At 66.1% G+C, this 12,366-nt stretch carries 6 protein-coding genes and 4 tRNA genes; 8 read left to right on the plus strand and 2 right to left on the minus strand.

What is annotated here, in order from left to right; all coding sequences use genetic code 11:
* Positions 1–81: 81 nt before the first annotated feature.
* Positions 82–1,743, minus strand: coding sequence for a M28 family metallopeptidase (locus ACI1V7_RS23085; RefSeq protein WP_404534256.1), 1,662 nt, complete (start codon positions 1,741–1,743; stop codon positions 82–84).
* A gap of 184 nt (positions 1,744–1,927) precedes the next feature.
* Between ACI1V7_RS23085 and ACI1V7_RS23090 the strand changes: the two genes are divergently transcribed.
* Together ACI1V7_RS23090 and ACI1V7_RS23095 are read left to right on the plus strand one after the other, a co-directional pair.
* Entirely contained in the window at positions 1,928–2,281 is a 354-nt protein-coding gene (locus ACI1V7_RS23090; RefSeq protein ID WP_404534257.1) for a hypothetical protein, read from the plus strand.
* A 115-nt stretch (positions 2,282–2,396) separates the two neighbouring features.
* Positions 2,397–3,344 carry a D-2-hydroxyacid dehydrogenase gene (locus ACI1V7_RS23095; RefSeq protein ID WP_404534258.1) on the plus strand — a complete coding sequence of 316 codons (948 nt, stop codon included), beginning with the start codon at positions 2,397–2,399 and terminating at the stop codon, positions 3,342–3,344.
* 10 nt (positions 3,345–3,354) lie between these two features.
* Here ACI1V7_RS23095 and ACI1V7_RS23100 read toward each other — a convergent pair whose 3' ends face one another.
* Positions 3,355–7,293, minus strand: coding sequence for a sensor histidine kinase (locus ACI1V7_RS23100; RefSeq protein ID WP_404534259.1), 3,939 nt, complete (start codon positions 7,291–7,293; stop codon positions 3,355–3,357).
* Positions 7,294–7,413: 120 nt separating this feature from the next.
* Here ACI1V7_RS23100 and ACI1V7_RS23105 point away from each other — a divergent pair.
* From ACI1V7_RS23105 to ACI1V7_RS23130, 6 genes are all read left to right on the plus strand, one after another.
* Positions 7,414–7,490 (plus strand) — tRNA-Arg (locus ACI1V7_RS23105).
* A gap of 153 nt (positions 7,491–7,643) precedes the next feature.
* Positions 7,644–7,720: transfer RNA gene (locus ACI1V7_RS23110), tRNA-Arg, on the plus strand.
* A gap of 121 nt (positions 7,721–7,841) precedes the next feature.
* Positions 7,842–7,918, plus strand: a tRNA-Arg gene (locus ACI1V7_RS23115).
* Between the two features lie 132 nt (positions 7,919–8,050).
* The gene (locus ACI1V7_RS23120) at positions 8,051–9,838 is read left to right on the plus strand and encodes a DUF262 domain-containing protein (protein ID WP_404534260.1); all 1,788 of its coding nucleotides are present in this window, start codon (positions 8,051–8,053) and stop codon (positions 9,836–9,838) included.
* Positions 9,835–12,126 (plus strand): DUF262 domain-containing protein, encoded by a 2,292-nt coding sequence (locus ACI1V7_RS23125; protein WP_404534261.1) that lies wholly within the window; start codon positions 9,835–9,837, stop codon positions 12,124–12,126. The genes ACI1V7_RS23120 and ACI1V7_RS23125 overlap by 4 nt, the downstream gene beginning before the upstream one ends.
* A 61-nt stretch (positions 12,127–12,187) precedes the next feature.
* Positions 12,188–12,264 (plus strand) — tRNA-Arg (locus ACI1V7_RS23130).
* Positions 12,265–12,366: the final 102 nt, after the last annotated feature.

A 12,366-nucleotide genomic window follows, 5' to 3' on the forward strand; every position in this document is an offset into this window, starting at 1 on the left:
TTGCCTGTTAGAACCGTTGCCCCTGCGCTGGGGCCCGGCCCAAGACGAACTTGGGCCCCTGCCTGCGCAGGGGCGACGGGGTTACTTGCGCTCTGCCGCGCTGCGGTCACGCGCGGCGCGGAATTCCGAATCGCTTGCCCAGTTCGGCCAGGCGCCGGAATCGGCCAGGTCGCGGCCCAGCGAATACAGCATGTCGAGGTCGCGCGCCATGCCCGTGAACGGCCAGTCGGCCTTCCACTCGTCGGCCGGCTGGTGGTAGGCCACCATCACGTACTGCTCTTCGGATGCCTTGCCGGCCGCGACGCCGCCCTGCTCCCAGTCCTCGCCCGAACCGTAGGAGATCGCCGGCACGCCGGCCTTGGCGAACGGGAAGTGGTCGGAGCGGAAGAAGTGGCCCGCTTCCGGCTTCGGATCCGGCGAATAGCGGATGCCCCGTTCCTTGGCCTTGGCGACGAGGCGGTCGAGCAGCTCCAGCTTGGCGTTGCCGGAAATGGTGAAGTCCTTCGCGGGACCGTAGGGGCTCAGCGCATCCATATTGATGACGCCGACCGTCTTGGCCAGCGGGTAGACGGGGTTCGACGCATAGTATTCCGACCCCAGCAAGCCCTTTTCCTCGGCGGTGACGGCCAGGAACACGACGCTGCGCTGCGGTGCCGGTGCCTTGCCGTAGGCGCGCGCCAGCTCCAGCAGGGCGGCGATGCCGGTGCCGTTGTCGACGGCGCCGTTGTAGATCTTGTCGCCCTTCGCATCCGGCAGGCCCACGCCCAGGTGGTCCCAGTGGCCGCTGTAGATCACGACCTGGTCCGGATGCTTGCTGCCCGGGCGCAGCGCGACGACGTTCTTCGACGTGATGACCTGGGCGTCGACGTCGTACTTGGCCGACAGCGTGATGCCCTTCAGGGGGACGGGCTTGAAGGCGCGCCCCTGCGCTTCCTTCTTGAGCTTGTCGAAGTCCAGGCCCGCGCGCTTGAACAGGTCCCGCGCTGCGTCGCGCTGGATCCAAGCCTCCACCGGCGCATGCGCCTCGAGCGGCTTGCTGCGGACGATGTCGTACATGACGTTGGTGTTGGAGTTCTTCACCGTGGCCCAGCCGTAGGAGGCCGGGTCGGTCTCGTGCACGATGATGGTGCCCAGCGCGCCGCGGCGCGCCATCTCTTCGAACTTGTAGGTCCAGCGGCCGTAATAGGTCATGGCCTTGCCGCCGAAGTCGCCCTTGCCCGTCTCGAAGTCCGGGTCGTTGATCAGGACGACGGCCAGCTTGCCCTTCAGGTCGACGCCCTTGAAGTCGTCCCACTTGCGTTCCGGCGCCGTCACGCCGTAGCCGACGAAGACCAGCGGCGCATCCTGGAAGGCCACGGACTTGGCGCCCGTCATGGCGGCGCGGATCGCGATTTCCTTGCCCTGGGTGTAGGCCTGGCGCGCCTTGCCGTCGTTGACGGCGACCTCCACCGGGCCCTTGATCTCGAAGCGGCCCAGCGGCACGTCCTGCGTCCAGCCGCGCTTGCCGTTGACGACGGTGCCGCCCGGCTCCAGGCCCGCGGCCTGGAACTGCTTCACGAGGTAGTCGACGGTCTTCGTCTCGCCCGCGCTGTTCGGGGCGCGGCCTTCGTACGCGTCGGAGGACAGGATGCGCACGTCCTCGGACAGGCGCTTGGGGTCGATGTGGACGGTGTCGGCCGCCTGCGCGGCGAGGGTCGCGGCGGCGAGCGCGACGGCGGTCAGGGCAAAGATGGTGGATTTCACGTTGGCGTTCTCTCTGGCGTCGATTTTGTGTTTAAGAAGGTGACACTCGGAAATGCCAGATGAGTATCGCAGACTTTGTAATCAGATGTAAGAGGCGGTCAACCGCAGCGCGAGCGGCCGCGTTTTCCGCTCAGTAGTACCGGGAATGTCCCACACATATCAAAGACACCTGAAGGAAACCGCCATGAATAAAATCGTCGCTACCCTGATCGCAGGCCTGTTCGCCACTTCCGCATTCGCCCAGTCGACCGCCACCGCACCGGCTACGACGGCGATGCCGGCCACCCACGCCGAAGCGAAGGCCGACAAGGATGTCGCCAAGGCGCAAGCCAAGGAAAGCAAGGCTGCCGCGAAGGCCGACGCGAAGGTGCAGAAAGAAACGGCCGAGGCGAAGGCGGACGTCGCCGAAGCCAAGGCCGACGCCGACAAGAAGAAGGCCAAGGCCCACAAGAAAACCGAAAAAGCCAAAGCGGAGGCCGCTGCCGACAAGGCAGTGGACCACGCAGACAAGAAAGCCGACGCCACCGCGGCGAAATAATCCCGGCTCAAGCCCCTCCCTCCTCGAAGGACAGGTTCGCCTGTCCTTTTTTCTTGCGCCCACGCCCTGGGCGGCCTTGTTCTAGAATGGCAGTCCGACCTTGCCCGGGACCGCCATGCACGATATCGTCTTCCTCGACCGCGACAGCCTGATCGCCACGATCCGCCCTCCTTCGTTCGCGCACCGCTGGCGCGACTATCCCGCCACCGCGCCGAACGAGGTGGTCGAGCGCCTGCAGGGCGCCGCCATCGCCGTCACCAACAAGGTGCCGCTCCGCGCCGACGCGCTGGCCCAGCTGCCGGACCTGAAGATGATCGCCGTGGCCGCCACCGGCACCGACAACGTCGACCTGGCCGCGTGCCGCGCGCGCGGCATCGTGGTGGCGAACATCCGCGACTACTCGCTGGTCTCCGTTCCCGAACACGCTTTCGCGCTGATGCTGGCCGTGCGCCGCAACCTGTGTGCCTACATGGCCGACGTCGAGGCGGGACGCTGGGAGCGCTCGACCCGCTTCTGCCTGCTCGACCATCCGATCGGCGACCTGGCCGGCAGCCGCCTCGGCATCGTCGGCTACGGCGCGCTGGGCAAGCGCGTCGCCCAGATCGGGCGCGCCTTCGGTATGGAGGTGGCGGCGACGTCGCGCTCGCCGATCCAGGATCCGGACGTACTGGCGCTGCCGCTGGACGAACTGCTGGCCACGTCGGACGTCGTCAGCCTGCACCTGCCGCTGTCCGACGCGACCCGCCACCTGATCGGCGCGGCGGAACTGGCGTCGATGAAACGCAGCGCCATCCTGATCAATACGGCGCGCGGGGGCCTCGTCGACGAGGCGGCCCTGGCGGCGGCGCTGCAGGACGGCACCATCGCGGGCGCCGGCTTCGACGTGCTGTCGAAGGAGCCGCCCGTGCCCGACAACCCCTTGCTGCAACTGCGCCTGCCGAACTTCGTGCTCACGCCGCACGTGGCCTGGGCCAGCGGCGGGGCGATGCAGACCCTGGCGGACATGCTGGTCGATAACCTGGAAGCGTGGGCCGCGGGGACGCCGAAGAACGTCGTCGTGTAAGGGTCCGCGCCTACGCGGTCTCGTGGTCCGGCTGCACGCCGCTCGGCGCCGGCGCATCGGCCGGGCGCAGGGGCAGGTCGAGCACGAAGGCCGTGCCCCGCCCCGGCTCGCTGTCCACGCGGATCGTGCCGCCCAGGAGCGTCGTGACGATGGTGTAGGCGATGTTCAAGCCCAGGCCCGTGCCACCCTGCCCCATGCGCGTCGTGAAGAAGGGATCGAAGATCCGCCCCAGGTATTCCGGCGCGATGCCGCGGCCGTCGTCGCGGAACACGATGCGCACGCGTTCCCCGTCGAGCATGGAGGCCGACAGCACCATGTGCCCGCCCGGCGCATCGAAGGCATGCAGCAGCGCGTTGTTGATGAAGTTGATTGCGACCTGGCCGAACGGGCCCGGGTAACTGTCCATCAGGATCCCCGCCGGGACGTCCAGCTCCAGCGCATGGCCGGCGCGGCGCACCTGGTTCATCATCGTCGCCGCGATCTCGTGGCAGGCCCGGGCCAGGTCGAAGCGGCGGCGCTGGGTGCTGGCCTGGTCGACCGACACCTGCTTGAAGCTGTTCACCAGGTCGGCGGCCGACTGGAGGCTGCGCTGGATCAGGGCGCTGGCATCGCGCGCCGCGCCGATCCACGCCTCCAGGTCCGATTTCTTCAGGTTGTTGGCGGCGAAGCGCGCCGACAGATCCTCCGTCTTTTCCTGCAGCGTGCTGGCCATCAGCAGGCTGTTGCCGATCGGGGTGTTCAGCTCGTGCGCCACGCCCGCCACCAGCGACCCGAGCGAGGCCAGTTTCTCGTGCGCGGCCAGCTGGGCCTGGGTCTCCTTCAACTGGCGGTAGGCGTCGGCATTGTCCAGCGCGACGCCAACATATGCGGCCAGCGTGCTGAGCATGTCCAGCTGCACGTTCTGGTAGGCCCAGGCGCGCCAGGCCTGCACGGAGATCACGCCCAGCACGCGCGTGCCGACGGCGATCGGCACGAACAACAGGGAACGGGGAACCGCGCCGTCGGCGCCGGGATGGGCGGCGGCTTCCTGGGCCAGGTCGCCGATGACGATCTCCTCGCCGCTCGCCACGCATTGCTCGCCGAGGCGGCGAACGCTGTCCGGCCAGGCGTGTTCGCCCTCGGCGCGGCAGCCATCCTCGACGACGTACGGGTACTCCAGGCGTCCGCCCGGCCGGACGACGCCGATGGCGAACACGCGCGCATCCATCAGGCGGCGCACCTGGCCGTAAACATTGGCCATGATCGCCTCGCTGTCCAGGTTGGCCGTCAGTTCGCGTCCGATCTCCGACAGCAGCGCGATATTGCGGCGTGCCTGCTCAACGGCCTCCTTCTGCGCTTCCGCTTCCTGCTTGCGGCGCTCGGCGCGGTCCTTCTGCAGCACCAGTTCGGCCGTGCGCGCCCCGACCTGCCGTTCCAGCCGCTCCGTCTGGCGCACCAGCACGCGCACGCGCAGGCGGTACACGAACGCGGCGCCGCCCAGCACGGCGGCGGTGGCGAGGAAGCGGAACCACCAGGTGCGCCAGTACGGCGGCGTGATCGTGATCGCAAGCTGGGCCGGCTTGTCGCTCCAAACGCCATCCTTGTTGGCGGCGCGCACTTCGAACAGGTAGGTGCCGGGGTCCAGGTTCGTATACGTGGCGAAGCGCTTGTTGGCGTCGGCCTCGGTCCAGTCCTGGTCGAAGCCGCGCAGGCGGTAGGCATAGCGGTTCGATTGCGGGTCAGCGTAATGCAGGGCGGCGAATTCGAGCGTGAAGACGGAGTCGCGGTAATCCAGCTCGACGGCCTGCCCTTTGCCTGGATCCGTGTCGAGTGCGCGGGGACGGTTGAAGACCGAGAAGTCGGTGATGACGACGACCGGCGCGAACGGATTGTCGCGGATCGCATCCGGCGCGAACGAGGTCATGCCGTTGCCCCCGCCGAAATGCAGCTCGCCGTCGGCGCCGCGCAGGGCCGAGCCGATGAAATAGGTGCCGTCCAGCAGGCCGTCCCGGGCGCCGTAGGTCTTGAACCGGCCCGTGTCCGGGTCGACGCGCGTGATGCCCGCCGTGGTGCTGGCCCAGATGCTGCCGTGCGCATCCTCGAGGATGGCGCCGATGGGCACCTGCGCGCGCCCCGCCGCCACGGGGAACGCCTTGAACGACACCCGTCCGTCGGCGCCGCGCTCGATCCTTGCCAGGCCGCCCGCCGTGCCGACCCAGATGTCGCCGCGCGCCGATTCGTACAGGTCGGCGATGCGGTTGTGCACGAGGCTGCCGGGAACGCGGGGATCGCGCCGGAAGTGGGTGAACTTGCCGGTCTTGCGGTCGAGGCGGTCCAGGCCGTTCTCGGTGCCGACCCAGACCGCCCCGTGCCGGTCCTCCAGCGCCGCATAGCCGTAGTTCTCACCCAGGCTGGACGGATCGGCCGGGTCGTGCCGCCACGCGCCCGCGATACGTCCGTCCGGCGCCACCAGGAACAGCCCGCCATGGGTGACGACCCACACACTGCCGTCGCGGCCAGCGGCCAGGCGCTGCACGTAGTTGCCGGCCGCGTCGCCCCCCAGCGGGACCGGCGTGAAACGTCCGCCGGCGTCGTCGCGCCAGGACAAGCCGCTCGGCGATCCGACCCACAGCCGGCCCTTGCCACGCAACAGCGTGGTGACGACGTCGTCCGGCAGGCTGGACGGATCGCGCGGATCGTTGCGCACCCGCCTCACGCGGCCGCTGGCCGGATCGAGGTGCAGGAGGCCGGCGCCCACCGTCCCCAGCCACAGGCTGCCGCCGGGACCGGGGGCGATCGTCCGCACCTTGCGCGCGCCGCCGTCGCTCTCCTCGTTCGGCAGGTAGCTGAAGCGGCGAAAGCCGCCGCTCGCCAGGTCGGCGCGGTTGACGCCGCCGAACATCGTGCCCACCCACAAGGTGCCGGTACGGTCGACCCAGATGGCGCTGACCTGGTTGTCCGACAGCGCATGGCGGTCGAGGGGCTGGCTGGCGTAGGCGACGAAACGGCCGCTGCTCGGGTCGCGCCACTTGAGCCCGTCGAGATCGGTGCCGACCCAGAGGTTGTTGCCGCTGTCGTGGTACAGGGTGCGGATGCGCACGTCGTCCGCGCCCTCCCCCTCGCCCAGGTCCACCCGCTCGCGCCGGGGCGGGCCGTCGCCGAGATGCCAGGCTTCCAGCCCGGCGCCGGTCCCGATCCACAAGGTGTCCTGGGCGTCGATGGACAGGGCGGCCACGCTGTTGCGCTTGCTGTCGCGGCGCGGCCCGACATCGAAATGGTCGAAGCGCACGGCGCCGGGCGCCAGGTAGTCGATGCCCACGCCCGTGCCCACCCACAGGCCGCCGCGCCCATCCACGGCCAGCGCATTGACGCGCTCGTCGCTGAGCGTGCCTGCGATGCCGGCCTCGCGCTGCAGCGAGCGGAACTTGCCGCTGTCGGGGTCCAGGTGGACCAGGCCGTCGCCGGTGCCGACCCACAGGCCGCCCTTGCCGTCGCCCACGATGGCGTTGACGGCGCTGTTGCGGGCCATGCCGTCGTTGCGCCGGCTCAGCGGATAGCGGGCGAAACGCTGGCTGGCCTTGTCGAAGCGGACCAGGCCGCCGCGCGTGCCGAACCACAACCGCCCCTGCGCATCCTCGTGCGAGGCGCGCACGAAATTGTCGGCCAGGCTGCCGGGATCGTTCGGGTCGTTGCGGAACACGCGGTTGCGGTAGCCGTCGAAGCGGTTCAGGCCGGCCTGGGTGCCGAACCACATGAAGCCCTCGCGGTCCTGCAGGATGGTCAGCACCGATTCCTGCGACAAGCCCTCTTCCAGCCCCACGTGTTCGAAGCGCAGGCTGCGCGGTCCGCCGGCCAGCGCCGCATGGCAGGCGCACAACAGGACGGCGAACAGAACGGGGCCGGCAAGGACCGCGCGGAGGGCGCGCTGCCAGGCCGGACGGCGCCAGGAAATGGGATGCGGGTGGTGCATGGTTCGGCGGGACGGAATGGGGTCGAAGACGAGTGTCCTAATCTAACAGAAGCCCATCAGACGTTGAATAAAATTAAGACTTCCGCAATCCGGCATGCGCCGCTATAATGCGTGCATCGGGCGGCTGTAGCTCAGCTGGATAGAGTACTTGGCTACGAACCAAGGGGTCGTGGGTTCGATTCCTGCCAGCCGCACCAATGCATTTGAAAGGCCAGATCTTCGGATCTGGCCTTTTTCTTTTTCCGTCGCCCATTTTGCCTGCGTTGTTGGCGATGTGAGTCCGCCGAAACAGTGGTCGTCGATACAGGCTTTGCCAATCCGGAAACCGCTGCTATAATGCCGGCCTCGGGGCGGCTGTAGCTCAGCTGGATAGAGTACTTGGCTACGAACCAAGGGGTCGTGGGTTCGATTCCTGCCAGCCGCACCACCTTATTTTGAAAGGCCGGATCTCTGGATCCGGCCTTTTGCTTTTGTGCACGCGTCCCATGTCGTGCCCGGCACATCGGGCTTTGACGATCTGGAAAGGACTGCTATAATGCGTGCTTCGGGCGGCTGTAGCTCAGCTGGATAGAGTACTTGGCTACGAACCAAGGGGTCGTGGGTTCGATTCCTGCCAGCCGCACCAACTTATTTGAAAGGCCAGATCTTCGGATCTGGCCTTTTTTCTTTTCCATTTTTCTCATCTCTTTTGCGCTAGCTCAACTAGCGCCGCAATGACATTGTCCTTAGAGCAAAAAACGCGTAGGCTTTGCGATTATTGTTCCGCAAGGAAAAACGAATGGGAAATCATGGGGAACTCGCGGCACTGCCTGCTTCGACGGCAAGCCTGACGCACAGGCCGGTCGGTACGATCCGCGGTCGCTTTTTCGTACCGCGCTACCAGCGTGGCTATCGCTGGGATGCCAACGATGTGACGCGCCTGCTGGACGATATTTACGCCAGCGGAGGCATCGACTACAGCCTGCAGCCTGTCGTCGTGAAGATGCATCGGCGCGGCGCTACCGACAAGGACCATGAATGGGAACTGATCGACGGCCAGCAGCGACTTACGACGCTGTACGTTCTGCTGCGTTATATGAAGGTCCATGCGAACTGCGGCATCGGCGCTCCCTACGCCTTGTACTACGAGACGCGCGACGGTAGCGAAGCCTATCTGCAGACCTTCGACCCGTCGATTCACGATACCAATATCGACTACTTCCACCTGTACGGAGCGCACGCCGCGATCGACGGCTGGTTCAAGCGACATGGCGACGAGTTCGAACGCAACAGCGTCGCCAACACGATCCACGGCTATCTGTTCCGCTCCATCCGTGTCATCTGGTACGAAGCACCGGCAGAGACCAGCGCGACCGCCCTCTTCACGCGCCTGAACGTGGGACGTATCCCCCTGACTGACGCGGAACTCATCAAGGCCGCGCTGCTTTCCGCGGTCCGCGCGAGCTCGCGCGAGCGCGCCCACGAGATCGCTGCACAATGGGACGGCATCGAGCGCGACCTGCACGACCCCGATACATGGGCGTTTGTCGCCGGCCTGGGAGTGGGCAGCGGCGCCGACGCTTATCCTACGCGTATCAGCTTGCTGCTCGATACACTGGCCGACCAGCACAAGCGCCCCGAGGGAAAGCGCCCCCGCTACCACACCTTCGACCAGCTGCGAGGCGCCGTTGAAGCGGACCCACAGGGCTTCTGGCAGCAGGTCGTTACCCTGCATGCGCGCATCCGCGGCTGGCTGGAGCAGCCGGCACTCCATAACAACATCGGTTTCCTGGTGGCGAACAAGACGTCGCTGGGCGACATCGCCATGGCCGCCGACGGCAAGAAGAAAAGTGAATTCGCGCAGTCCCTCGTCGAACGCATCAGCGCCCTGCTCGACCTGTCGCCTGCCGCCCTGGCCGAACTCCAGTACGGCAAGCACTCGGCGAAAATCCTGCAGGTGCTGCTGCTGATGAATGTCGAGACGGCAACGGGCACGGGCTCGCGCTTCCCGTTCCACCGCCACGCCGGTCATAAGTGGTCGCTCGAGCACATCCATGCGCAACAGGCCGAAACGTTGAACCGCGCGGACCAATGGAAGACCTGGCTGCTGACCCACCGGGCCGCGCTGGCTGCCATGACACTGGAGCAGTCGGCGTCGGACATCCAGGCAGTGGATGCGCACCTGGACGCGGCCCTCGCCGAAATCGAAGAAGGAAAATTCTCCAGCGAAAAATTCAAGACGCTGGGCGCCGCCGTGCTGAAAATGCTGGATGCCGGCGAGCTACTCGACCATTCGATCAGGAACATCGCCCTGCTGTCGAGCGCTCACAACAGCCGCCTGAGCAATTCGGTATTCGAGGTAAAACGCCAGATGATCCTCGAACTCGACCGTGCCGGGAGCTACGTGCCGGCCTGCACACGCAATGTCTTCCTCAAGTATTACGCCCAGGCGGACGCACAGCACCCGCATTTCTGGAGCGAGAGCGACAAGGATAGTTACTTGAAGGAAATGCTAATTCGCCTGCACCCCTACCTGCGCCCCTCCACACAGGAACCGAAGCAATGAATGCCCCTGCCCTGACGCCCGCAGTCATCACCAGCTTTTCCCGCATGTTCCAGGACGAGATCGATGGCCAGCGTATCCAGGCCATTGAGATCCCTATGATCCAGCGCGACTACGCTCAGGGCCGCGACGGCGACCACGTCGCGCGCATTCGCGGCACGTTTGTAGACACACTGTGCCGCGCGTTGTTGCCCGGCGCGGCGCCTGCTGACCTCGACTTCGTATATGGCGACGTCGAGCAACAGGAAGGCGAATATCGCTTCTATCCGCTCGACGGCCAGCAACGCCTGACGACGCTGTTCCTGCTGCACTGCTACCTGGCATGGCACGTGGGTGTCGCGCCATCCACGCAGCCATGGAGTCGCTTCAGCTACGCCACGCGCGCCAGTGCGCGCGACTTCTGCGGCTTCCTCGTCCGCTGCCGCCCGGACGCCCGGGTGGAGCCGTCCGCATGGATTAGGGACGACGCCGCGTACCTGCCGACCTGGCGCCACGACCCCACTATCCACTCCATGCTCGTGATGCTCGATGCCCTAAACGCTTGGTTCCTCGCCCACGACGCAGACCGGCATATGGCTTTGCAACGCCTCACCGACCCGCTGGACCCGGCAATTCGGTTCCACGTGCTACCGATGCGGGCCAACAATCTGACCGACACGCTGTACATCAAAATGAATTCGCGCGGCAAGCCGCTGACGGACTTCGAGAACTTCAAGGCCCATTTCGAAGAACTGCTGGAACAGGCACATCCTGGCCATGCCGGCCATTTCGCCCGGAAGGTTGATAAGGAATGGTCGGACCTTTTGTGGCCCTACCGCGGCTCCGACCAGCTAATCGACGACGAATTCCTGCGCTATTTCCGCTTCATTACCGACGTCCTGGCGTGGAGAAGCGGCATTGACCTCAGGGGCAAGACGCGCGATGAGGACCGCGCCGAGCTGGTCTATGGTCGCGGCGCCGACGACAACGTAGCGTTCATGCTAGATGCATGGAAGACCTGGGAAGGCAAGGACATTGAAGCCGCCTTCGAACGGCTGTTCGTCAGTGCTGGGGAAGATTCAGGCGGGCGCGTACCGCTGTTCAATGCCTTTAGCCAGGAAGGCGTCAACCTGTTCGAAGCCTGCTGCCGCCACTACGGGACGCGCGAATGGACGTTGGCCCATACGCTGCTGCTGTATGCGGCGCTGCTGGCCGAGATGCATCCCGGCGACGCCGTGCGCCGGGGGCTGCGAATCGTGCGCAATCTCGTGGAAGCGTCGGATGACGAGATCCGCGCCGGCGAACGCAACAACATGCCACGACTGCTGGCGGACGTCGAGCAGATTGTCAGGCACGGCAACCTGGACGCCGTCGCCGCCTTCAACCAGGTCCAGCTACGCAACGAACGCGACAAGGCTGCCATGCTGTCCAAGGCACCCGCCCTGCGTGCCGACGTCGATAAACTGGAAGACCACCACCTGCTGCGCGGCGGATTGACCGTCTTCGCGCTCGCCCCGGAACGGTTCGCGGCCCGCGGCGGCGCATTCCTGCGATTGTTCGACAAATCGGCCGCCGGCGGCACAACACCCTGGCTCGCGGTGACGGGCGCCCTGCTAGCACAGGGCCATTATGGGCGGGAAGAGGCGCGCTGGACCGGCTACCGTATCGTCGACCTGGGCGCGCCCCGCAATGACGAGCCTTGGAACAGGCTGTTCCGCGGCAAGAAGGACGAGGCAGTACACCCGGCATCGGCGCCGCTGATGGCGCTTCTCGACGCGCTTGACGGCGGCGGTACCCTGGAGGGACAGTCCGGCGCCTACCTCGACGATGCAGGTACCATTAGGGACTGGCGCTACTACTTCGTGAAATACGAGGTCATGCGCACCGGCGCTTCGGGCCGCTACATGCTCGGCACGCAGGCCGGCTACATGGCCTGCATGCTCGACCACTCGGTCATGCGCAGCTATTACTATGATCCCTACCTGCTGGCCGCCGTCCGGCTTGCCGTCATCGACCGCGACCGTATCGCCAACGAAGGATGGCCACGCTGCTTCTACGGCTACGAGAACGAAGCGCGCCGCGTGAAGCTCCAGGTCAGCGGGATCGAGGTCGAATGTGTCGAAACGGGGTGGCGGGTGGTCTGCCCCACGCTGCCGGAAGCGCGACTGGCATCGCTGCAGCAGGTATGCGCGGGCCTCGGCATCGGGAGCGACCTAGTGCTGGCCGTCGCGCAGCACGGCGGCGTCGACGTCGAGGACCGGATCGAACGAGGTGCCGTTCTGTTGCGAGCGCTGATCGACGCGGGGCTATAAGCCAACATCCTCAGAGCATACTTTGCCATTCGGAAAAGCACTGCTATAATGCGTGCCTCGGGCGGCTGTAGCTCAGCTGGATAGAGTACTTGGCTACGAACCAAGGGGTCGTGGGTTCGATTCCTGCCAGCCGCACCAACTTATATGAAAGGCCAGATCTCCGGATCTGGCCTTTTTCTTTTCCGGTAGCAGGTTTACAACGCCTGACGACACCGCCCTGCTGCGCTGCACGCAGTAGTG

This window comes from Massilia paldalensis (assembly GCF_044901715.1).
Taxonomy (GTDB): Bacteria; Pseudomonadota; Gammaproteobacteria; order Burkholderiales; family Burkholderiaceae_D; genus Telluria; species Telluria paldalensis.

Bases quoted from the DNA above. Each gene is read 5' to 3' on its own strand.
- ACI1V7_RS23100 (WP_404534259.1), bottom strand. From the start codon at position 7,293: ATGCACCACCCGCATCCCATTTCCTGGCGCCGTCCGGCCTGGCAGCGC.
- ACI1V7_RS23125 (WP_404534261.1), top strand. From the start codon at position 9,835: ATGAATGCCCCTGCCCTGACGCCCGCAGTCATCACCAGCTTTTCCCGC.
- ACI1V7_RS23090 (WP_404534257.1), top strand. From the start codon at position 1,928: ATGAATAAAATCGTCGCTACCCTGATCGCAGGCCTGTTCGCCACTTCC.
- ACI1V7_RS23095 (WP_404534258.1), top strand. From the start codon at position 2,397: ATGCACGATATCGTCTTCCTCGACCGCGACAGCCTGATCGCCACGATC.